This is a genomic window from Rhodococcus sp. APC 3903, assembly GCF_030407755.1.
GTDB classification, from domain to species: domain Bacteria; phylum Actinomycetota; class Actinomycetes; order Mycobacteriales; family Mycobacteriaceae; genus Rhodococcus_F; species Rhodococcus_F erythropolis.
This window is the reverse complement of record NZ_JASDCV010000011.1, coordinates 169,690-190,231: the sequence shown is the minus strand read 5'-3', so window position 1 is coordinate 190,231 and position 20,542 is coordinate 169,690. Positions and strand designations below refer to the sequence as shown.

Annotated in this window: 22 protein-coding genes; 9 read left to right on the top strand and 13 right to left on the bottom strand. The window is 60.7% G+C overall.

The annotated features are described in order from the left end of the window. The first annotated feature begins 3 nt into the window (after window positions 1-3). Together QMA15_RS17700 and QMA15_RS17695 are read left to right on the top strand one after the other, a co-directional pair. Window positions 4-1,104, top strand: a complete 1,101-nt coding sequence (locus QMA15_RS17700) for an alcohol dehydrogenase catalytic domain-containing protein (RefSeq protein ID WP_279163491.1) — start codon at window positions 4-6, stop codon at window positions 1,102-1,104. 161 nt (window positions 1,105-1,265) lie between these two features. After that, on the top strand, window positions 1,266-1,742 hold the full coding sequence (locus QMA15_RS17695) for a hypothetical protein (protein ID WP_024487502.1): 477 nt from the start codon (window positions 1,266-1,268) through the stop codon (window positions 1,740-1,742). A gap of 13 nt (window positions 1,743-1,755) precedes the next feature. Here QMA15_RS17695 and QMA15_RS17690 read toward each other — a convergent pair whose 3' ends face one another. Continuing rightward, the gene (locus tag QMA15_RS17690; RefSeq protein ID WP_019745663.1) at window positions 1,756-2,529 is read right to left on the bottom strand and encodes a DUF4190 domain-containing protein; all 774 of its coding nucleotides are present in this window, start codon (window positions 2,527-2,529) and stop codon (window positions 1,756-1,758) included. A 175-nt stretch (window positions 2,530-2,704) separates the two neighbouring features. Between QMA15_RS17690 and QMA15_RS17685 the strand changes: the two genes are divergently transcribed. From QMA15_RS17685 to QMA15_RS17675, 3 genes are all read left to right on the top strand, one after another. Then, on the top strand, window positions 2,705-3,409 hold the full coding sequence (locus tag QMA15_RS17685; protein WP_019745664.1) for a TetR/AcrR family transcriptional regulator: 705 nt from the start codon (window positions 2,705-2,707) through the stop codon (window positions 3,407-3,409). Next, window positions 3,406-4,143 (top strand): SDR family oxidoreductase, encoded by a 738-nt coding sequence (locus tag QMA15_RS17680; protein WP_019745665.1) that lies wholly within the window; start codon window positions 3,406-3,408, stop codon window positions 4,141-4,143. The genes QMA15_RS17685 and QMA15_RS17680 overlap by 4 nt, the downstream gene beginning before the upstream one ends. 82 nt (window positions 4,144-4,225) lie before the next feature. Continuing rightward, complete coding sequence (locus tag QMA15_RS17675; RefSeq protein WP_020909409.1) at window positions 4,226-5,533, top strand: serine hydrolase domain-containing protein; 1,308 nt, start codon at window positions 4,226-4,228, stop codon at window positions 5,531-5,533. 19 nt (window positions 5,534-5,552) lie between these two features. On the opposite strand, the gene QMA15_RS17670 is transcribed toward QMA15_RS17675, so the two are convergent. From QMA15_RS17670 to QMA15_RS17660, 3 genes are all read right to left on the bottom strand, one after another. Then, the gene (locus tag QMA15_RS17670) at window positions 5,553-6,389 is read right to left on the bottom strand and encodes a DUF1206 domain-containing protein (RefSeq protein ID WP_019745667.1); all 837 of its coding nucleotides are present in this window, start codon (window positions 6,387-6,389) and stop codon (window positions 5,553-5,555) included. Between the two features lie 61 nt (window positions 6,390-6,450). Beyond that, window positions 6,451-6,852, bottom strand: coding sequence for a hypothetical protein (locus QMA15_RS17665; protein WP_020971062.1), 402 nt, complete (start codon window positions 6,850-6,852; stop codon window positions 6,451-6,453). 58 nt (window positions 6,853-6,910) lie between these two features. After that, a complete protein-coding gene (locus QMA15_RS17660) occupies window positions 6,911-7,882 on the bottom strand; it encodes a serine/threonine dehydratase (RefSeq protein ID WP_021331768.1) in 972 nt (323 codons plus the stop codon). Between the two features lie 167 nt (window positions 7,883-8,049). On the opposite strand from QMA15_RS17660, the gene QMA15_RS17655 reads away from it, so the two are divergent. Further along, window positions 8,050-8,688: an NAD(P)H-binding protein gene (locus QMA15_RS17655; RefSeq protein WP_070795552.1), complete on the top strand. Its 639-nt coding sequence runs from the start codon at window positions 8,050-8,052 to the stop codon at window positions 8,686-8,688. A gap of 2 nt (window positions 8,689-8,690) precedes the next feature. After that, window positions 8,691-9,638 carry a nuclear transport factor 2 family protein gene (locus QMA15_RS17650; protein ID WP_060937856.1) on the top strand — a complete coding sequence of 316 codons (948 nt, stop codon included), beginning with the start codon at window positions 8,691-8,693 and terminating at the stop codon, window positions 9,636-9,638. A 38-nt stretch (window positions 9,639-9,676) separates the two neighbouring features. Here the strand turns inward: QMA15_RS17650 and QMA15_RS17645 are convergent, their stop codons facing one another. The 4 genes from QMA15_RS17645 to QMA15_RS17630 all read right to left on the bottom strand — a co-directional run bounded on the left by QMA15_RS17645 (window position 9,677) and on the right by QMA15_RS17630 (window position 14,141). Next, a complete protein-coding gene (locus tag QMA15_RS17645) occupies window positions 9,677-10,843 on the bottom strand; it encodes an alkane 1-monooxygenase (protein ID WP_029256457.1) in 1,167 nt (388 codons plus the stop codon). A gap of 420 nt (window positions 10,844-11,263) precedes the next feature. Next, window positions 11,264-12,247, bottom strand: a complete 984-nt coding sequence (locus tag QMA15_RS17640; protein ID WP_279163489.1) for an ABC transporter substrate-binding protein — start codon at window positions 12,245-12,247, stop codon at window positions 11,264-11,266. Between the two features lie 95 nt (window positions 12,248-12,342). Continuing rightward, complete coding sequence (locus tag QMA15_RS17635; RefSeq protein WP_020971067.1) at window positions 12,343-13,200, bottom strand: AraC family transcriptional regulator; 858 nt, start codon at window positions 13,198-13,200, stop codon at window positions 12,343-12,345. After that, on the bottom strand, window positions 13,197-14,141 hold the full coding sequence (locus QMA15_RS17630) for a D-cysteine desulfhydrase family protein (RefSeq protein WP_020971068.1): 945 nt from the start codon (window positions 14,139-14,141) through the stop codon (window positions 13,197-13,199). Before QMA15_RS17630 ends, QMA15_RS17635 begins: the two co-directional genes overlap by 4 nt. A gap of 73 nt (window positions 14,142-14,214) precedes the next feature. On the opposite strand from QMA15_RS17630, the gene QMA15_RS17625 reads away from it, so the two are divergent. Beyond that, window positions 14,215-14,901, top strand: coding sequence for a dienelactone hydrolase family protein (locus tag QMA15_RS17625; protein ID WP_069145454.1), 687 nt, complete (start codon window positions 14,215-14,217; stop codon window positions 14,899-14,901). Between the two features lie 13 nt (window positions 14,902-14,914). Here the strand turns inward: QMA15_RS17625 and QMA15_RS17620 are convergent, their stop codons facing one another. The 3 genes from QMA15_RS17620 to kynB are packed head-to-tail and all read right to left on the bottom strand — an operon-like array spanning window position 14,915 to window position 18,379. Next, on the bottom strand, window positions 14,915-16,348 hold the full coding sequence (locus QMA15_RS17620) for an amino acid permease (protein WP_019745676.1): 1,434 nt from the start codon (window positions 16,346-16,348) through the stop codon (window positions 14,915-14,917). Window positions 16,349-16,400: 52 nt separating this feature from the next. Beyond that, window positions 16,401-17,666, bottom strand: a complete 1,266-nt coding sequence (kynU, locus tag QMA15_RS17615) for a kynureninase (protein ID WP_279163488.1) — start codon at window positions 17,664-17,666, stop codon at window positions 16,401-16,403. Then, a complete protein-coding gene (gene kynB / locus QMA15_RS17610) occupies window positions 17,663-18,379 on the bottom strand; it encodes an arylformamidase (protein WP_279163487.1) in 717 nt (238 codons plus the stop codon). Before kynB ends, kynU begins: the two co-directional genes overlap by 4 nt. A 137-nt stretch (window positions 18,380-18,516) precedes the next feature. Between kynB and QMA15_RS17605 the strand changes: the two genes are divergently transcribed. Continuing rightward, the gene (locus QMA15_RS17605) at window positions 18,517-19,008 is read left to right on the top strand and encodes an Lrp/AsnC family transcriptional regulator (protein WP_019745679.1); all 492 of its coding nucleotides are present in this window, start codon (window positions 18,517-18,519) and stop codon (window positions 19,006-19,008) included. 194 nt (window positions 19,009-19,202) lie between these two features. On the opposite strand, the gene QMA15_RS17600 is transcribed toward QMA15_RS17605, so the two are convergent. Then, window positions 19,203-19,700 (bottom strand): hypothetical protein, encoded by a 498-nt coding sequence (locus tag QMA15_RS17600; RefSeq protein ID WP_020971070.1) that lies wholly within the window; start codon window positions 19,698-19,700, stop codon window positions 19,203-19,205. Window positions 19,701-20,221: 521 nt separating this feature from the next. Then, complete coding sequence (locus QMA15_RS17595; protein WP_019745682.1) at window positions 20,222-20,356, bottom strand: hypothetical protein; 135 nt, start codon at window positions 20,354-20,356, stop codon at window positions 20,222-20,224. Window positions 20,357-20,542 lie beyond the last annotated feature (186 nt).

Below are 20,542 nucleotides of genomic sequence, written 5' to 3'. Positions count from 1 at the left end.
TTCATGACAACGCAACTCACCCATCGCGCAATCGTGAGAAGGGGCAGTCGGTCGAGCGTCGAAAAGCGGCCGACTCCAACTCCCGGACCCGGCGAACTTCTCGTCGCCCCCGAGAAAGTCAGCCTGTGCGGGACTGACATTCAGATTGTGCGCGGAGACAGGGACGACCCCTCGCCCATCGTCGGCCACGAAGGCGCTACCCGCGTCGTCGAAGTGGGCGACGGCGTCACCGGCTTCGAGGTAGGTGATCGAGTCGTGGTCAACCCGACGCATCCGCATGATTCATCGTTTCTTCTCGGCCACAACGTCGAGGGGTTGTTTCAACAACGCGTCATCATCGGCGTGCCCGCGGTGAGTGGAGGGTTGGTCACGCCGTTGCCACTGGAACTTTCCAGCGCACGCGCTACTCTCGTCGAACCGTACGCCGTCGTCAGGTACGCGCTCTCCTGCCTCTCCCGTGAGTCACCGGGGACGCTGCTCATTTTCGGCGACGGTCTCATCGGAAATCTGGCTGCGGCCCTCGCACCCTCCGTTCTCTTCCCAACCGTCCGAGTAGTAATGGTCCACCGCACCGAACTCGGCATGGAGTGGACGACAAATCACTTTCCATCCGTGGTCAACTCGCTCGCTACCGAGAACTGGGTACGCGAAACCACAGGCTCGGTCGCCGTGCTGGTCGCGACTCACCGCGCCGGCACAGTAGCGTCGATCGACACCGCTCTGGAACGCCTCGGCGATCGAGTTGTCTCCGTGCATCCGCTTGGTGGAGTGCCGGCCAAGGCCACGTCCGATTTGTTACCCGGGGTGGACATCGCCGGGGTGCGACAAGCCAACACGGGTGGACCGACACCACCCGCGATCACGACGTTCACCAGGGGCTCTCTGCGCGTTGCCTTGACGGGCAACAGAGGAGTCACGAACCACCAACTCGCCTCCGCTGCAGCTGCATTGACGAGCGCCGACGACACGATCGACACGCTACTCACACACCAACTCGGCATCGATGAGGGCACCGCATTGATGAACGTGATCTGCGAGAAACGGACCCGAGAGGTGGACGGCGAGTTGGTGATTCGATTGGTGGTGAATCTTGCGGGTCATTGAAGGTATTTGATCCGACGAACTCGGGGAACAACCAGCCAAGACCTCCCGCCCGAGATCCCCCACGGACTCGCATTGCTAGTGTTGATGACGTGTTTGCCACGGGACCCAACGCGCTGACGGTAAAAGGCCAACCGACGCTTCAACACATAGATTTCACCTTTTTGGATTCTTTTCGATTTCCCGACCGGCAGGGCTTCCCCGATTCATATCGCGCATTCATCCGGCACGCAGGGTGGGCGCGGACCTTCGGACTCTGGCTCATCTATCCGCCCGTCCTTCCCGGATTTGCCGACGGCTGGCAAGGGCGCGCCCGCAACCTCACCGCTCATCTTCATTCGGTCTACACAGAAGGACAGGATGACGAGTTCGATTGGATGATCGAACCCGACGGCGATTGGTCACTCCCCGACTCGCTGCAGGTTTTCGGATGGAGCGAAAACGGTGACGCCCTCCTGTGGGACACAGCATCACGCGACACCGACGGAGAGTTTCCGGTTTGGGAATCGCGATCGTTCAACTCCCTCCACCGCCTCGGCGGGAGCCTCTACGAAGCACTTCCGTCCATTCGCACCCGGACGGCGAGCCTGTTCGGACCCCGCGCCTACGACATCGAGCCACTCCAGCCCACCCAACTCTGACGCGCGACCCAAATTATCGAAAGGCCGCGGGCACAGCCACTAGTACGACACCTACGATGACGACCAGCGACAGATAGCCGAGAACGAGGCCGGCCACTGCCAATCCGCGCCCGCTTTCGCCGGAACGGCGAATCTGGTTCAGCGACACATGGCCCACGGGAATAGCAAGAACCCCACCGAAGATTCCAAGTACCAGTGCGACGATGGCCAAGGCATTCGTACCGCCGACCACCCCTGGCGGCGGCGACACCACCTGCCTGACAGGCCCGAATGCCGAACGAAGGCTCCTCCCTAACAGCAGCGCCCCGACCATATACAGCGACAGTCCCGCCACTGATCCGGCTACCCAGGCTCCACGAAACGCCGGCCCGTCGACGTCGAGGATCCTCCCCGCCGCCCTTACCCCGGATCCTGCTGCACCGACCGCGATACTCAAATTCACTGCGCCAGGAAGAACGGCAAGCAAGGCAATAGCACCGATACCAAGCGAAAATGCCGGGCCACCTCGGCGCCGCCACGCCAACGAACTCATCAGCGCTGCGAACAAAGTCACAGCAATGCCTAAAAGCCCAGTCACAAATCCGACAACGACTCCCGTCTCGAAGTCCCCACCTAGATGACGAGCAACCCACTGTGCCCAGGCCCGTGCGAATGGCGGCCCGAGCGTCAGCGAGGCAACGACCGTTGCAACCGCAACACACGCCACGACACTGACGACCCGCAGAATCCACCCCAGATAACCGGAATGCGAATTATTCGGCGCAACAGTAGTTTCCGAGTCGATCACCAGGATTCCTTCGTTCAGAGTGTGACAACAGAACGGCTCTAGCCGTCACTCCACACAGAACCGTGGCCGGACCGGCTCACTCATCTGATCAAGTTCTGGTGCCTGTGTCTGTAGTTCGTTCGCACGACCAAACCGGCGATAGCAACGATTACACATTTATGTTAGCGTTGTTTTCATGAGTTCGAGAGCAAAGATTCTGGCAGCAGCAACCGAGTTGCTCAACACCTCCCCCAACGGTGACATCTCCACCCGCGCCGTGTGCGAGATGGCCGGCGTCGGCGCCCCCGCGCTCTACCGTCAGTTCGGCGACAAGGACGGACTGCTCGCAGCCGTCGTCGAGGCAGGTTTCTTCGAATACCTCGAAGGCAAACGCGCTGCGACACCTTCCGATGACCCAGTTGCCGATCTACGGGCCGGCTGGGATGCGCATACCGCCTTCGCGCTCGCACATCCCGCTCATTACCGACTGATGCACTCACCTTCCGCCCAGAGTGCCGACACCGCCTTGCAAGCCCAGGCGCTACTTCGATCCGTTCTCGAACGATGCGCTGCGGCAGGCGTTCTGACCGTGTCGGTCGACGTGGCTACGCAGATGGTGATGTCCGCCAATGCGGGCGTCGCTCTGATGCTCGTCGTAAGGCCGGAACAGTACCCCGATCCGACGCTGTCACAGCGAGTTCGCGACGGAATCTTCGCGTCCATCATCGACGAATCCGACGCCCACCCGGACGCCTCCCTCAACAGAGTTGCATCCACTCTCGATGCCCAACTCGCCGCCGTAGATTCAACTTCCCTCTCCACCAACGAAGTCGGCCTCCTACGCGAGTGGCTACGCAAGCTGTCCGATGCACCCGAAACCAGTTCAGGAGTTACATCATGACTGACACCACCATCCGCGTCGCCATCGTCACCGGAGCTTCCGGCGGCATCGGGCGAGCGACTGCCGAGAAGCTCGCCGCCGACGGAATGGCTGTCGCCGTGCACTATTCAGGAAACCTTCAACGCGCCCAGGAAACAGTTGACACCATCGTCGCAGCGGGCGGTCGGGCCATCGCGGTGCATGCCGACGTCGCCGACGAAGGTGAAGTCGCGGCCCTGTTCGATACGGTCGAGGAGGAGTTCGGGGGCATCGACGTCGTCGTCCATGCAGCCGGAATCATGATTCTCTCCACCGTCGCAGAACTGAACTTCGACGATTTCGATCGGATGCATCGGACCAACGTCCGAGGGACCTTCGTGGTCGACCAGCAGGCAGCCAGACGTGTCCGGACCGGTGGTGCGATCATCAATTTCTCCACCTCCGTGAAGAAGCTGGCGTTTCCGACTTATGCCGCGTACGCCGCCACCAAAGGTGCTGTCGACGCGATCACTCTGGTTCTCGCGAAAGAGCTACGGGGACGCGATATCACGGTCAACGCCGTAGCCCCAGGCCCCACGGCCACCGATCTGTTCCTGGACGGGAAAGACGAAGCTACAGTGGAGAACCTGTCCAAGCTGGCTCCCCTGGAACGCCTCGGCACACCGGTGGACATCGCGGAGGCTGTCGCGTTTCTCGCCGGCCCAGCTCGTTGGGTCAACGGCCAGGTCATCTACGTCAACGGCGGCGTGATTTAGCAAATCCATCGTCTAAGGACCACACCTTGGCAATTCCGACAAAACAGTCAAACCAGTCGACTTTGGTTGTAATGTGCAAACAATGGAAAACCAGGATCGAGGGTCCGCCCGGACGTCACGACGACAGTTCATCAGCGTTGCAGGACTGGCGGCAACCGCCGTCATAACCCTCGCGACCTCCTCGACCGCCAGCGCCGCCGGCCCCACGGCACCCAATCCAGGTTCGCGGGTCGGCGATCCTGCAGAAGCCCAAGCGGTACAGCGCGTCGCAGAGACACTGCTGAACAGCGGAGTCCCCGGCCTTGCCTTCGCCATCGTCAAACCGGATGAGAAGAACCGCAAAGCGAGTGTCACCACTACGTACCACTACGGCCAGGCCGACGTCGAAAACGGCGTGAGAGTCACTCCACGAACGCAATTCGAGATCGCCTCGGAGACCAAGACCTTCACCGCTGCACTACTGGCGAAACTGATCGCTCGGGGAGAAGTCGGATTGGACGACCTGGCGAGCAAGTATTCGGACGGCAACCCGCTGCCAAAAGGCAGCGGTGGCGAGGAGATCACGCTTCGCCAACTGGTCACCCACCGTTCCGGTCTGAGCGACGACCCACCCAATCTTTCGGCAGGGTGTGCCGATCCCACACAATCGTGCACGGACGAGAAAGCGAAGTACACGAGAGACATGCTCTGGGAAGGACTCCGGGCTCCCGGGGCCTTGGAGTTCGCCCCCGGTAGCCACTGGCTGTACTCGGACTTCGGGTTCGGACTGCTCGGCACACTCATGGCAGACAAGATCATTCCGGGACAGGAGAAGCCGCCTTTCGCGGCAGCAGTCGCCCGCGAAATCACCGACCCGCTCGGGATGATGGGTACCGTGATCGAGACCAAAGCAACCGACCTGGCCGTTCCGTACTACCTCGACGGCACAAGAGCCCCTCTGTGGAACAACACGGGTGCGATCGCAGGCGGGGGTGGCCTCGTCAGCACCGCCGAGGACATGTCGATCTGGGCCGCAACAACTCTCGGCTATGGCAACAACCCGCTCAAACCGGTCCTGACCTCGATGCTCGAGCAGATCGACACGCAAGCTCCGGAGAATCCTGCATTCGGAATGGGAATGGCGTGGCAGCTCCAACCCCCGACGCCGAACTTCCCACAATCGTTCGCCAAGAAGAACGGAGACAGCTCGGGATCCAACTGCATCACCCTGTTGGTTCCCGACAGCGGCTGGTCGATCACGATTCTGGCGAACGGTGGAAATGCGGCGATGATCGACCCTGCAGCAGTGAACCTGATGCATGATCTGGTTCCGAGACGACCGATATTCGGTAGCTCGACGGGAAGTTCGTCGGGCAGCGACGCCGGTTTCCAGACCGGGTCATTCGGATAGACCCACTTACCCAGGGGCGCTACATCTTCGTCGAGCGTGCCATCACGAAGCAGTAGAGCCCGTAGGTGATGATGCCCAATCCGGCAAGGATCAGCAGGGCCACTCCGTACGGCTGCGCACCCAGCGTCTTGAACGCTCCGTCGAGTCCGGAGGACTTGCCGGGTTCGGAACTGTTGACCGCGAGAAGAACCAGAACGCCGACAGCAGCGATGGCCAAGCCCTTGGCGACGTACCCGACGGTTCCGAGTCGGCGCACGAAGTTGCTGGGTGTGCCTTTCAAATCATCCAGGAAGTTCTGGCTCGCGCCCTTGTACACGTGGTAAACACCAACAGCGATGATCGCGATCCCACCGATCACCAATGCGATAGTCCCCAGCGTGTTCTCCATCAAACGCGCCGTGATTCCCGCACTCTGACCGCTGCTGGACTTCCCGCTTCCGCGGGCGAATCCGAATGCAGTGAAAGCAAAACCGAAATAGACGAGCGAAATGCCCAGAGCCTTTGCACGGTTGAAGAACTCCTTCTTCTTGTCGTCCGAGGACGGCGACGACGAGCTCCCCAACGCAGCTTCGGCCAATCTCCACAACGCCATGGCAAGGAAGGCCACGACGCCGACCCACAGAGCGAAGACACCCCCTGGTTTTCCTGCCAACTCGGCCATCGCACCCGATTGGTCCGCAGACCCGGATCCACCGAGAGCAAGGCGGATCGCGATATATCCGATCAGCAGATGAACCACGCCGCTGACGACAAATCCTGCGCGGGCAAAGCGCTCGAAGACATTGTTCTGTGCGACGTCAGCCGCCGTGGACGTGACACTTTTCTGGTCCTGCGGTGACGATTCTTTGTTCATCATGATCGTCGAACCATATACGGGCAGACGCTTCCCTCGAACGCCTGCATCAAGTGTTTCGAGATCAAGGGTTTCGAGGGTTCTGATCCGGCGTCGACCGCGGTTCTTCGGGGTTGGGAACCTTGGGGTCGATCGTGTCTGCATGATCTCGTTGCTGGTTCAGTTCCTCGCGAGAGCTCGTCGCCTCTTTCCGATGTTGCGCTGCATGATGTTGCAGCGCAGACGCTTCCGCCGCTTTGGCGTCGGCCTCTGCCTGCACCATGCGCGCTTTGGCTGCTGTCTCTTCTGCCCGCGCCTCGCGCTCGCCTACTTGCAGCGACTTGTCTGCGACGTCTTCGCGGATCTGTTCTGCCTCGATGTGACGACGCTCGTCGCGCCTGTTTCGCGCCACCCACAGGAGTGCGGCCACGATCGCTATCACCACGACCACGGCAACAATTATCCAGATAATGCTGCTGGTACTCATACTGCGAGAGGTACCCACCTGGGACTTTCTCACACGCAGGCAAAGAAATACGCAAAAATTACAGGTCGGTCGGATGCGTGTTGGCACCGCACAAAACGACGCACAATTCACCGTCGGACGGCGGCGTCACCGTTCCGTTCAGAACCGGAACCATTGCTGCCGCGGTTCCCAACTCCACCAGGATCCGGAACTCCCGCCACAGGAACGCCCGCGCCTGCCGGATCGAATCATCGTCGACCACAACGCTGTTAACCGAACTCTCATGCAGCGTCTCCCAGGCGATGGCGCCAATCCGTGTGGCCCCCAATGAGTCCCCGGCGATACTGTTCACTTCGATATCGATCGGACGCCCCGCATCGAGCGAGGTGTGCAAGGTGGCAGCCCCGGTCGGCTCGACGGCTACCACTTGATCTTCGGGACGAGCCGCCGCGACGATTCCAGAGACCAACCCGCCGCCGCCGACTGCAACGCAATACGTGATCGGTCCGGATGCGTCGTCCTCGATCTCGAGAGCAATGGTCCCGGCTCCGCTGACGATGTCGGGCAGGTCGTAGGCGTGCAGTTCGAGCGCACCGCTCGAGCGTGCGATGTCCGCCGCAGCGGCAGCGGCGAGTGCATACCGGTCGCCGACCTTGTGAACGGTTGCACCCAGCTCCCCAAGTGCCTTCACCTTTGCTTCGGGCGCTGTCTCCGGCACCACCACTGTGCAGGTGAGTCCTCGGCGCCGCGCGGCCCACGCAGCGCCGATCGCAGCGTTGCCGCCGGACGCGATCACCACGCCGGCATCGGGCATGGTGCCGTCGGCGACCGCTCGTTCCACGGCATTGAGACTGCCGCGCACCTTGAAGGAGCCGCCGTGTTGGAGGTACTCGAGCTTGAACAGAACCGGCACCTCGCCGTGTGGTGTCGGCACCGCAGTTCGAAAGATGGGAGTACGCCGCGCCAGTCCTGCGATACGAGTCCGCGCAGCTTCGACGTCCGAGCGCTCGATTGCCACTGGACCTGCGTTGTTGTCGGCGGTGAGAGTCATGTACCAACCCTACGGTTCGCAACGTCGACCCGAAGCAGTCGGCCCATCGTCATCAAGATGTCTGTTTTTCACCAATTAATGCCCGCATCTGACCGAGACATCGACCTTCCAGGTGAATAAATTTACTACTACAAGCACAACGACGACAGCAAGGAAAGGCACACGCCATGTCGAAGATCGCAGTATTCGGTGGAAACGGTTTTGCAGGAAGTGCAATCGCGAAGGAAGCCGCTTCACGCGGCCACGAGGTAACCGTCGTCGCTCGCAGCGCGCAGTCCGGAACCGACACGAATGTCGTGCAGGGTTCGGTTCACGACAACACGATCGTGGAGCAGATCACGGCAGACAACGACGTCGTTGTCGTTGCCATCCCCGCTCGCGAGATCGACGGCAAGCGCCTGCTCGACGCCGTCACTCCCCTCGCCGATGCCGCCGCACACAACGGTGCTCGCATTGCCGTAGTCGGTGGCGCCGGCAGCCTGTTGGTCGCCGAGGGTGGGCCGCGCGTCGTCGACACCCCCGATTTCCCGGACGCATACAAGGGTGAGGCGCTCGCTCACGCCGACGTCCTCGACGCGCTCCGCGCAACTGACAGCAATGTCGACTGGTTCTACGTGAGCCCGGCCGCAGCATTCGGTGCCCATGCCGGCGTCGCCCCGAAGGGATCGTTCCAGTTGGGTGGCGACATTCTCCTGACGGACGCCGAGGGTAACTCCGCCATCGCGGGCGAAGACTACGCCCACGCTTTTGTCGACGAGATCGAGACTCCGGCCCACCGTCGCCAGCGTTTCACCGTCGCACACTGAACATGAGCAACCTTCGTAGGCGCGCAGCCTGGATCACTGTTCCCGCTGCCGCCGCTCTCCTGCTCACCGCGTGCTCCAACGACGCGGAATCCGCAACGCCCAGCAGCTCTGCGACGTCCACGAGCGTTGTTGCCGAACAGGGCGATCAACTCGAATCCAACAAGACCGTCGTCACGGACTTCTACGAACTGGCGTTCAACGGCCGTCAGGTACAGCAAGCCGCCGACCGGTACCTTGGCGACGTCTACATCCAACACAACCCCACTGCCGCCGACGGGGCAGCCGGATTTGTCAGCGGCATAGGCGGTTACGTCGAGGCCACACCCGGATTACACGCCGAGATCACTCGTGTTTTCGCCGAGGGCGATCTGGTTGCCCTCCAGTCTCACACCACGTCTGCACCCGGCGACCGCGGCCAGGCCGTGTTCGACATCTTCCGCGTCGACAACGGCAAGATCGTCGAACACTGGGATGCCATTCAAGACGTGCCGGAAACGTCCGCAAATCCGAACACGATGTTCGACGGACCCACCTCGTCGCCGTCCAAGTCGTCAGAAGTCTTGGAGCGCAACACGGCCAACGCGTTGACGTTCCTGCAGCTCGCCTTCAACGAAGGCAAAGCCGCCGAGGCTGCCGACCAGCTGGTCGGTCCGACCTACACCCAGCACAACCCCTCGTTCGCTGACGGCAAGGACGCATTTGTCACCGCACTGGCCGGGATCGAACCCGTTACCGGAGACAAGGCCACCAAGTTTCCACGGACGGTAGCCGAGGGCGACTTCGTCTTTGTTCAGACCTTCGCTTCGTCCGGTGAGGGAACGGCCGGCAGCGGCTCGATGGACATCTTCCGATTCGACGAGAACGGCAAAATCGTCGAACACTGGGACGCGGTCCAGGACTACCCTTCGACGACCGCAAGCGGTAACACCGTGTGGGATGACGGTCGCTGAGACGACAACTCCGAACAGTTCAGCGGACGGCTACGTGATCAGCCGACGTTGATTCGTTCTGTGTCGCCGTCGTAGTAGTCCAACAATCTCTGATCCATCACCCGGCGCCACAGTGGTGGAATCCACGCGATCACGATCATCACTGCGTAGCCGGCCGGAAGTTGCGGCGCTTCGGCCGCGCTACGCAGACTTTGGTACCGCAGCTTCGGGTTGGCGTGGTGATCGCTGTGCCGCTGCAGTTGGTAGAGAAACAGATTGCTCACGACGTGATCGCTGTTCCAACTGTCAGCGGGGCTGCAGCGAACGTACGAGCCGTCAGCACGCTTGCCACGCAGCAGACCGTAATGCTCGAGGTAGTTCGCCGCTTCGAGGAAGGTGAATCCGGCAACTGCCTGCAGCAGGAGCCAGGGCGCGACCTCCCAACCGAAGATACCGATCAGCGTCGCGAAGAGGACAACACTCATCGCCCAAGCGTTGAGAATATTGTTCTCGAAGCTCCAGGTTCGTTTGCCTTTCCTCTGGAGTCGAGCGCTCTCGATGCGCCATGCCGACCGCAGCCCGCCGAACACACTTCGTGGCAAGAACCTCCAGAAGCTCTCACCGAACCGTGAGCTGGCCGGGTCCTGCGGAGTAGCTACACGCACATGGTGGCCGAAATTGTGTTCCACGTAGAAGTGCCCGTAGAGAGATTGCGCAAGCGCCACTTTCGCGAGCCACTGTTCGCTCTTCTCGCTCTTGTGGCCGAGCTCGTGGGCCGCGTTGATACCGACGCCGGCGACGACACCCACCGTGAACGACATCGCGATCTTCTCCGCGATTCCCATCGGAGCGTTGATCCAGCACCAGCAGGCGAAGACCAGACCGGCGTATTGCAAGGGGAGGAACGCGTAAGTGCACCAGCGGTAGTAGCGGTCCTTCTGCAGTCGTGGGATCGCATCGTCCGGCGGACTTTCGCCGTCTTCACCAGCCAACATGTCGATGATCGGGATGACGATGACCAGGAGCCACGCGCCGGTCGCCCAGAACAATCCGAGACGAAGGTTGTCGACGAGAAACCAGGAGATGAACGGGCTGAGTGGAATCAGCAATCCGAGCGGCCACAGGTACCTTTTGCGGTCGCGCCAGCGCGGGTTTTCGCCAGACGGCGAGTCGGTGTTCTGGACAGCCTTGGATTCGGTATGCCGTGCGTCGGAAGTCGCTGTCATTCGCCGATCTCGCCTTTCGTCCCCTCGAACGATTCGCCCCACGCACCGTTCACGCTCAGCAAACCAGAACTAATGTCCGGACGGGTATGGTCCCGAAATCCAGAGCGCCCTGCTCGAAAGACGGCACGAGCGCTTGTACTCACCAAAAACTCCCCCGCACATCACTGCTCACCCCGACAGTAGATACGGACAAAATACCCCACGGATCTGCGGGGATGGCGACCACCTCCGCACGTCGCCGAGGATCGATGATCCCTGCCAAGGCAAGGTCGAACCGCGTCGCCCTCGTCGAAGTAACGGTAACCGGCAGTGACAGAAATCATAAGCAGAGGACAGGATTTCCGCTCGTAGTGGCGACCAAAAAGACTGCGCGCCCTCAACTGGTCAGTTGCGGGCACGCAGTGAAAAGGTGAGCAAGCGTCAGAGCGTTGCAAACACCTTCGTTTTCACTTCGTTCAGCCAACCGTTCGCGGTCACGAAGTCTGTGACACTCGACTGCAATCCGAAGACGTGGCCAGCCTGCGCCGCCGGCAGCCTCGTGAAGAGGTTGTCGTCGAGGACCGCTTGAACCGCCGCATTGGTCGATCCGTCCGCATTCAGGGGATACAGCACGACCGTCACACCGTTCATGATGTCGGCCAACTGCTCCATCGGGTAGGACTCGTATCCGGCATCGGTGTAATTGGTCGGAACACCGGGCCCGTACGCCAATCCGAGTTCGTTGACGACCAAATTGCCGATCGCACCAGTGGGCTGCTGAACCGAGAAAGCGCCGGGTGCGTCTCCGAGCGAAATGTGAATCCACTTGTTGTTCGCGATCACGTCCGCGTACTCGCCACGAACACGTTCGAGATTCTCTTCGTAAGCAGTGCGCGTCGACTCGAGCACGTCCGTCTTGCCGATCGCCTCGGCGATCTCCGTGGTGATCGTCTTCCAGTCACCTCGACTCTCGCCCTTGACGATGACAGTGGGCGCAATGCCAGACAGACGGTCGAACGCCGCTTGGTCCACTTCGTCGGCGTCGCCGACGATGATGTCGGGATCTGCCGCAGCGATCGCTTCGAAGTTCATTTCCCCGTACGGCCCGATGGTCGGGAGCCCGTCGACGAAGGCCTGCTGCTCGGGCGTGAATTCACTGATCCACTTGCCGTAGTCCTGCACAGCAGCCGGTTTCACTCCGAGGGACATGAGCTGCCAAGGAGTGTCGTACGACGCGGCGACGACGCGCTCCGGCGAGGCAGGAACCTCGATGTCCCCGTATGCCGAGGCAACCGTCCGGACGTCCGTCGGCTCGGAGTCGGCCGATGACGAGGAACAGCCAGTCACCGCCATCGCACCGACAACGGCAACTGCCGCCGCTGCGATGACTCTGGAACCGAAAGAAAATGATCGAATTGCGCGCACGCAGAACTCCTACAGAGGTGATTGTTTAGCCAACCCTAAGTTCATTCTGTGGCACGACACAAGTCCGATCGAGGCGCTTTGAGTCGCTGTTCGGACTAGTCCTGTAGCCAATCGGTCATTGGCGCGCGCGGATGATCGATCAGGCTTGCGAACTCCCCCGGGGTCACACCCATCGTCCGACGAAAAGCCGCACCGAACGCGCTTTCGGAACGGAAACCCGTCTTCCTCGATACAAACGAGATGCTTCGACCGAGTGCCAGAAGTTGCATCGCATGATGAGCCCGCAGTCGCATACGCCATTCCGAGAAGGTCAAGCCGGTTTCGGCCGGAAACCTTCGTGTGAGAGTCCTCGTACTGACCTTCGCGTCGGTGGCCCACTCCTCGACCGATCGGGTGTCGGCCGGGCTGGCAACCAACTGATCTGCGATCTGCCGAAGCCACGGCGTCGTCGGCAGCGGCACATCGAAAATCAGTCGCGGTACGGGTTCGACGAGGTCGATGGCAAACGCCTCGGCTCGTCGACGAGCCGCGTCGGTCAAGTCGTCTCGGGTGAGGTGATCGAGTACTTGTTCGAGCAGCGGAGGGGTGGACAAGGCCACCACACGATCCAACCCGGTCACATCGGATGCCACCAACCACGTGCACGACAATTCTGTGCCGCTACGCGCCGTCACCTCGTGGGGAACATAGGACGGGATCCATAGACTGACCCCACTCGGCACCGTGTACACAGTCTCCGGAGTACGGACCTCGAGAACACCGTCGATCGCCCACAGCAATTCGTGATCGCTGTGGCGGTGCATCTCCCACGTGTAGTCGGAGTCGACTGACAGCCGATTGGTCGCCAAACGCAGATACCCGTCGGCACTGACGCGCAGCGGTCGCACGACGCGTTGCCACTCGGACAGCTCGTCGAGCGGGCTGCTGAGCGGGTAGTCGATCTGCTCGCTCACCGCAGCGTCGACAGTTCGGGATGTCCGAACAGGCCAGGTAACCCCCCGGTGTGCAGGAAGACCGTTTTTGATCCCGCCGTGATGGCTTTGTCCTTCACGAGTTGGATCAATCCCGCAAAGGCTCGGCCGGTGTACGTCGGGTCGAGGAAGATGCCCTCCGTACGAGCCAAACATCGGATCGCGCCGGCTGATGCTTCCGTGAGCGTCGAATATCCTTGTCCAACTTGGTTTCGCAGGATCTGAAGATCCGCGGCTCGCACGATCGGACCAGGCATCTCGTCCAATAACCCAGCGAGGGTCGACACTGGATCGGCAACAGCCCCGACATCGACGCCGACAACTCTGTCGACGCCCAGATGCGCGACAAGTCCAGCCATCGTTCCGCCCGATCCGAGTGCAACCACGACGCGTTCCACTCCGGGGAGTTGCTGCTCTATCTCGCGTGCGCAGTCGACGTAACCCTGCGCGGCCACCGCGCTGGTACCACCGAAGGGAATGACAAAAGGAACTCCGCCCGAGTCAGCGACGGCCTGCACCGCGGCGTCGACCGCGGATGCCCTGTCCCCACCGGCCCAGACGATCTCAGCGCCCGCGAGTGCATCCAGAACGAGATTTCCCTGCGCGGATTCCGGCTCGGCACCACCGAGCACCAGCACACAACGCAATCCCGAACGGGCTGCTGCGGATGCAGTCAACCGAGCGTGATTGCTTTGCGGTGCACCGGTAGTGATCAAAGTCGTCGCGCCGACGGCCAAAGCCTGAGCGCAGGTGTACTGCAGCTTTCGGATCTTGTTGCCGCCACCGCCTAGTCCGGTGACATCGTCACGTTTGATCCACAGGTCTTCCGGCCCCAATCCGAGTGCCTTCGCGCAACGCGCCAAAGGTTCGACGGGCGTCGGCCAACTGCCCAGGCTGATCGGCGGAACGTCGGAACTGAACATTCGACGAGTCTAGTTCGACCGTGCACCCACAGTCCGTACTCGAATACAGTCCGTACTCGCATACAGTCGGGACATGGGAACTTTCACGACGACCACACGTGACGTACCGCTGACCGTCAGCCGACCGGATTCGCCGAGTGAACCGAGACATGCGGTAGTAGTTCTCCAAGAAGCGTGGGGCGTGAACCAACACATCGAGAGCATCCTCGAACGCCTCGCCGACGCCGGCTACCTTGCCGTCGCCCCGCATCTCTACCACCGCGGCGCACAGACCTCCTTCACCGACTTCCCGTCCGCGAAGGATGCGCTCATGGCACTCGACAGCACAAGCATCGGCCACGACGTACGTGCCGCCGTCGACTACAGCCGATCCGAGGGAGCAGACAGAGTCGGCTCCCTCGGATTCTGCATGGGCGGCACCGCGTCACTGTGGTGTGCCGCGGTACCCCTCGTCGATTCCGCTGTCACGTACTACGGCGGCGGTGTCGCCGAGGCCCGATGGGACGGAATCGCGGCAGGCACCGAACTTGCAGCGCAACTGCAGGTCCCGTGGCTCGGTCACTACGGCGACCTCGATCCGAGTATCCCGCCGGAGAGCGTCGAGCAATTGCGCGCAACCGCGTCCGATCTCGCCCGGGTGTACCGCTATGCCGACGCCGGCCACGCGTTCAACAACGACACTTCGACCAGCCACTACGCCCCGGATTCTGCTGCCCTCGCCTGGACCCGCACTATGGAGTTCTTCGCCGAAACCCTTTGATTCCCAATGCGAGTCAGGGCACCCGCTTGACCACCGTGCCGGTGATCTCGTCCTGAACCTGTTCAGCCGTTACCGCTCGACTCTGCGCCCGACGTGATCGGGTGAAGTAGTAGATGCCGATCACGGCAAGAACAAACGGCACCCCGAACACCAAGGTCATCTTGAAATCCTCGACCCACAATGTCGTGACGAGGATCGCGACCATGAGGACACCACCCAGTATCGTCCCCACCGGGAAGAACGGAATCGTGAACGAGAGGGTTCGTCCTTCGCTTGCCATCCGCTTGCGAAAGAACCAGTGCGTCACGAAGATCAGCAGCCACGTCGCCATCGCTCCGAACATCGACAACGAGATCATCAACGTGAATGCCTGCTCGGGAAAGAGAACGTAGACGATGGTCGCGACGGCGATGCCCGACGTCGACAGCAGCAAGGCGTTGACCGGCGAGCCGTTGGCCCTGACCTTGCCGAGAACGGCCGGCGCGTCACCAGCACGCGAGAGCGAGAACATCATTCGCGAAGACACGTACAACTGACTGTTCATCGCGGACAGCGCGGCAATGATCACCACGAAGTTCAGCACACTGTCTGCGCCCGGAATCTTCACGACCTGCATTACCGTGACGAAAGGGCTTCCGCCGCTCAAGATCTTGTCCATCGGAGCAATTGCCAGAATCAAAGCAAGGGTTGCGATGTAGAAGACGAACAGCCGGACGATCGTCACACGGAACGCCTTCTTCACCGCCACCGCGGGGTTTTCCGCCTCACCGGCCGCAATGGCGATCATCTCGATGCTCAAGTAGCTGAAGATCGATACGATCACGGCAAACCACATGCCGGACAAACCATTCGGAAAGAATCCGCCACCGGCCGTGTAATTGTGGAATCCATAGTCCGGGTTCCCGCTACCGAACACGACGTACGCTGCCATCACGATGAATGCCACGATCGCGAAGACCTTGATCGTCGAGAACCAGTACTCCATCGTTCCGAAGGCCTTGACGTTGAACATGTTCACGCCGATCAGCACTCCGGAGAACAACACGATCCACAGCCACGACGGTACGTCGGCGAACCAGAACTGCATGTATTCACCGATCGCGGTGACCTCGGTACCGACCGCGAGGACGATGCAAGACCAGTAGAGATAGCGAACGAGGAAGCCGATCAACGGTCCGACGTAGAACTCTGCGTACGCACCGAACGAACCTGATGTCGCATGTGCGACGGTCATTTCGGCGAGGGCACCCATCAGCAGCAGGGCGATCAACCCGCCGATCGCGTAACTGATGATGACGCTCGGGCCGGCAAATCCGATGGCGAACTTACTGCCGAGGAAGAGTCCGGTGCCGATTGCACCGCCGAGCGCGATCATGCTCATCTGCTTGGGGCCGAGTTCGCGTTTGAGACCTGATTCTCGCTGCTGAATGTTTTTGAAATCACTCATGAAAGCTCCTTGCGAAAGGCGGTACCTCCCGGTCCGCGGAAACTTGGAAGAATCAGGTGACTGCGTCGCGCTCGCGGAATTCGGGGCGATCCCAGGACTTGTTCTCGAGGATGTCTCGCAACACGTCGACGGCGTTCCACACGTCGGCGTATCCGAGATAGAGCGGAGTGATACCGAACCTCAGCACTCCTGGTTCGCGGTAGTCGCCGATGACGCCCCGCGCGATGAGAGCCTTCATGATGGAATAGCCCTCGGGATGAACAAAACTCACGTGCGAGCCACGACGCTCGTGCGCGCGCGGCGTGATCAACTCCAAACCGTAGGCAGCGCAACGCTCCTCGACGAGGTTGATGAAGAGATCGGCCAGCGCGAGCGACTTGCTGCGGATGTCGGCCATGTCAGCTTTGAGCATGACGTCGAGACCACACTCGACGAGTGACAACGACGTGATTGGTTGAGTACCACTCAGAAACCGTCGTATTCCTGCGCCCGGTTCGTAGGCCGACTCCATCGCGAACGGTCGCGCGTGCCCCCACCACCCGGACAGCGGCTGGATTCCGGTGTTCTGATGGCGACGGTTGACCCAGATGAATGCAGGTGAACCTGGACCACCATTGAGGTACTTGTACGTACACCCGACCGCGAAGTCGGCGTCGGCGCCGCTCAGATCGACAGTGACGGCGCCGGCCGAGTGTGCGAGATCCCAGATCATGAGGGCGCCACGTTCCTGCACTGCTGCAGTGACTTCCGTCATCGCATACAGGTTTCCGGTGCGGTAGTTGACGTGCGAGAACATCACTACGGCGGTGTCTGGTCCTACTGCTTCGGTGAGGTCGCCCGGTTGGTCGATCAGGCGTAGTTCGTATCCCTGATCGAGCAGCGAGATGATGCCCTCCGCAATGTAGAGGTCAGTGGGGAAATTGTCGCGCTCGGAGACGATCACCTTCCGGCTGGGATCCTGAGCAGCCGCGATGGACAGTGCGGAGGCCAATGCCTTGAACAGGTTGATCGACGTCGAATCCGTCACTACCACTTCGCCTTCACCTGCTCCCAGCAACGGGGCGAGTTTGTCACCGAGGCGGACCGGGAGGTCGAACCATCCAGCCTCGTTCCAACTGCGAACCAAGCCGTTGCCCCACTCGTCGCCGATTACTCTCGCGGCGCATTCCTGTGCGGCAATGGGACGCGCGCCGAGCGAGTTTCCGTCGAAGTAGAGAACGCCCTCCGGAATCGCGAACTCGCGGCGGAGCTCCCTCAGGGGATCCACTGCGTCGGCCTTGACGCAGTCATCCAACGAAAGGGTGGTTGTCGATGTCATGACGATTCTTCTCCTGCATGTGTCGGCGTTGAAAGTGATGAAGGCAGAGTCCGGAGCACGGCGCGTACCGGGCTGGCATCGAGGTCGAGGAACTTCAGCGGCAGTGCGATCAACTCGTAGTAGCCTTCGTCGACCTCGTCGAGGCACAGTCCTTCGAGGATCGCGACGCCACGATCGCTTGCCGCGTGGTGCCCGTCCATGGTCTTGCTGTCCATCGGATCGAACGAGGCGCCGTCGATTCCGATCAGAACTCCACCGCGGTCGGCGAACCAGTGGGTCAGCTCCGGAGAAACGCCGGCGAAGTCGTTGTCCCACTCGCGCGGGTACTTCGGGTAAGTCCTCAGAATCAGCCGCTGCGGCAGATGGCCGCCGAATCGCTCCACCGTCTCTTCGACGGGCCTGATGCATGCGGCACCGTCGACGCCCGTCATGTCGACCACCAGTGCTTCGCCGAGATAGGGCTCGAGGGGAACAGAACCGATGGGCGCACCGCCGATGCGGGTGTGCGCCGGCGCATCGGCGTGAGCACCGATATGAGGAGTGGTGGTGATTCGGTTGATCGTGACGGCGTCACTGTCGCCGAGGTCTGACGTAACAGCGCGGGTGAAGGCGGTATCGCCTGGCCACACGGGCGTCGATTCGGAGATCGGCGGGCTGATGTCGATCAACCGCGCCCCCGAATCGCCCGTGTGTCGGCCGATCCTCGGAACCATCCGGACCCCTTCGTCGCAACAGTCGACTGTGTCGATCTCGACCGTTTGATAATTCGATGTGTTTGGCAAAAGCTAGAATCATCGACGGGCGCGGTCAATAGTTGCTGAATATTTTCGCAACGGCAGGGAGAAATCGGATGATTAATGCGATCGAACGGGCGGCAGCCGCGGCTCGGCCGAATCATGTTCGGCTCGACGACGTCGATACGGCGATTCTCCGCGAACTCGTCCGGGATGCACGCATCCCCAACAATGCACTCGCCGAGAAGGTCGGGATAGCGCCGTCGACCGCTCTGGCGCGGATGCGTGCGCTACGCGAATCGGGCGTCATCAAGGGGTTTCACGCAGACATAGACCTCGAGCTACTCGGCCTCGAGATCTCGGCGATGGTGTCGATTCTGATTCACTCCCACGCCAGGAGCCGGATGACGGAAATTGCCGAGCACCTGAGCGGACTGGATTCCGTTCAGCGAGTGTTCCTGATGAGTGGGGACCGTGATCTCCTGGTGCACGTCTCGTGTGAATCTCCCACTCGGCTTCGCGATTTCGTCAGCGCGCACCTCAACGATCCGGCCATCGCCAATACCCAGACCAACTTGATCTTCAGCGAACTGCGGCAGGGTGACTGAACCGCAGGGCACAGCAATCATCGTCGATCGATCGCACCAGTCGTCTGGCTGCCGTTCGATCATGTGAGCACAAGTGAAACGGGGTGGGTGCATTGGATTGCACCCACCCCATCCTTGAACTACCTCGTCAGCCGACAGTCAGACCTCACGTGCGGACTCAAGATGTCGCTCGGTCAAATCAGTCGACGGATTATCTACGAGGCAACGAAATTAAAGTGGTACGCCGAGTTGGAACTGAGCGATCCGTACTGATGCGCTGCAAAAATGATCGTTCCGATGTTCGTAGTCCCGAAAACTGCTGCACTCTTCCACGGATTGTTGGTGATGGTGGTGAACGGTGACGGCGGGGTGCCGGCAGTGAGCTTGACCGTGGCTCCGCCCAGTACATCAGCCTTCATCGTATTCGGAGCCTGGATACAGTAACGCCCCGCTGAATCGGTGGTCGCGGTATACGTCGTGGAGGGTGCCGTGCTAATCACGCCGGAGATTACGACCCCGGAGACACCTTGTGCGGCCGCCGGTGGTGCGGCGTTGTACTCCAACCCCGCACCGCTGTAAACATTGCCACACAGCTGGTAATCAGCGGTAGGTACGGCCTCGACCGCGGGAGCGGCAGAAGCGGTTCCTGCGAACGCGAGGGCAGCGGCGGACGCAAGAACACCCGCACCAATTCCGACTCTCTTAAATCCCATGACTGTGAACACCTTTCGTAGATGAAACGCGAACGAATCGCTATTCGAATCTTCTGTCCACTGCGCGGCTCGGAAACCTCCTGTTTGCACGCCATTCAGAGCGCAGGGAAGACACATGGTTCATGCAGCTGTGGCGATGATCTGAGTTTCCCCGTCTTGGGCACTCGGCAGTTCGACGCTCCGGCCGTGAACTGAACTAACCGTCGTGCTACATACACTATATGCACTTTTTGTTACGCTTGTCGGCGATTTAGACATTCTCAAAAATGTTGCACAACATCACTTTTCGAGATCCTTCGTTGCCACTAGGGCGCAGGATGTGGTCCCGCCAGCCACACAGGCAGTCAGATAGCGAAGACGCTCATGCAACACTTCCTCGGCACAATCACCAGTGTTCGATTGCACGAAGAGAGGTGGGCGCACCACGTGCGCCCACCTCATCAATCAACTTCAGAAAACACTTGTGCCGAAACATCTTTCGAGCTACGAGATTGGTGAATTCGTCCACCAATCAAGTGGCGTCACCTGCCGGCGCTGAGCGACTCTGCGCTGGACCAGCCCGCACCTTCGGCGGAAGCAGTGCTGAGGCCGAACAATACAACCCCAACGAAACTCGACATGAGATTGACCATCCCTGCCCAGTAGTCTGACGACATCTTTGTACTCCTTCTCAGGATAGAGAGATCAGAAATGCGGTGAGGTATTCAGAGAGAGCAGGCCACACCATTGCAGCAAGCCCCAAAGAATCACTCATAATTGGCTGAAGCGACATGCCTTACCTTCCCCTCAGAAGCCCATCGAAAGTTCGAGTGGACGTTGAATCAACATGAAAAACAATGTCG

What these genes read in the sequence shown, in the direction of transcription:
- QMA15_RS17700 (WP_279163491.1), top strand. Translation starts at nt 4, where the DNA reads ATGACAACGCAACTCACCCATCGCGCAATCGTGAGAAGGGGCAGTCGG.
- QMA15_RS17685 (WP_019745664.1), top strand. Translation starts at nt 2,705, where the DNA reads ATGAGTTCGAGAGCAAAGATTCTGGCAGCAGCAACCGAGTTGCTCAAC.
- QMA15_RS17680 (WP_019745665.1), top strand. Translation starts at nt 3,406, where the DNA reads ATGACTGACACCACCATCCGCGTCGCCATCGTCACCGGAGCTTCCGGC.
- QMA15_RS17675 (WP_020909409.1), top strand. Translation starts at nt 4,226, where the DNA reads ATGGAAAACCAGGATCGAGGGTCCGCCCGGACGTCACGACGACAGTTC.
- QMA15_RS17670 (WP_019745667.1), bottom strand. Translation starts at nt 6,389, where the DNA reads ATGATGAACAAAGAATCGTCACCGCAGGACCAGAAAAGTGTCACGTCC.
- QMA15_RS17665 (WP_020971062.1), bottom strand. Translation starts at nt 6,852, where the DNA reads ATGAGTACCAGCAGCATTATCTGGATAATTGTTGCCGTGGTCGTGGTG.
- QMA15_RS17660 (WP_021331768.1), bottom strand. Translation starts at nt 7,882, where the DNA reads ATGACTCTCACCGCCGACAACAACGCAGGTCCAGTGGCAATCGAGCGC.
- QMA15_RS17655 (WP_070795552.1), top strand. Translation starts at nt 8,050, where the DNA reads ATGTCGAAGATCGCAGTATTCGGTGGAAACGGTTTTGCAGGAAGTGCA.
- QMA15_RS17650 (WP_060937856.1), top strand. Translation starts at nt 8,691, where the DNA reads ATGAGCAACCTTCGTAGGCGCGCAGCCTGGATCACTGTTCCCGCTGCC.
- QMA15_RS17645 (WP_029256457.1), bottom strand. Translation starts at nt 10,843, where the DNA reads ATGACAGCGACTTCCGACGCACGGCATACCGAATCCAAGGCTGTCCAG.
- QMA15_RS17630 (WP_020971068.1), bottom strand. Translation starts at nt 14,141, where the DNA reads ATGTTCAGTTCCGACGTTCCGCCGATCAGCCTGGGCAGTTGGCCGACG.
- QMA15_RS17625 (WP_069145454.1), top strand. Translation starts at nt 14,215, where the DNA reads ATGGGAACTTTCACGACGACCACACGTGACGTACCGCTGACCGTCAGC.
- QMA15_RS17620 (WP_019745676.1), bottom strand. Translation starts at nt 16,348, where the DNA reads ATGAGTGATTTCAAAAACATTCAGCAGCGAGAATCAGGTCTCAAACGC.
- kynU (WP_279163488.1), bottom strand. Translation starts at nt 17,666, where the DNA reads ATGACATCGACAACCACCCTTTCGTTGGATGACTGCGTCAAGGCCGAC.
- kynB (WP_279163487.1), bottom strand. Translation starts at nt 18,379, where the DNA reads ATGGTTCCGAGGATCGGCCGACACACGGGCGATTCGGGGGCGCGGTTG.
- QMA15_RS17605 (WP_019745679.1), top strand. Translation starts at nt 18,517, where the DNA reads ATGATTAATGCGATCGAACGGGCGGCAGCCGCGGCTCGGCCGAATCAT.
- QMA15_RS17600 (WP_020971070.1), bottom strand. Translation starts at nt 19,700, where the DNA reads ATGGGATTTAAGAGAGTCGGAATTGGTGCGGGTGTTCTTGCGTCCGCC.
- QMA15_RS17595 (WP_019745682.1), bottom strand. Translation starts at nt 20,356, where the DNA reads ATGTCGTCAGACTACTGGGCAGGGATGGTCAATCTCATGTCGAGTTTC.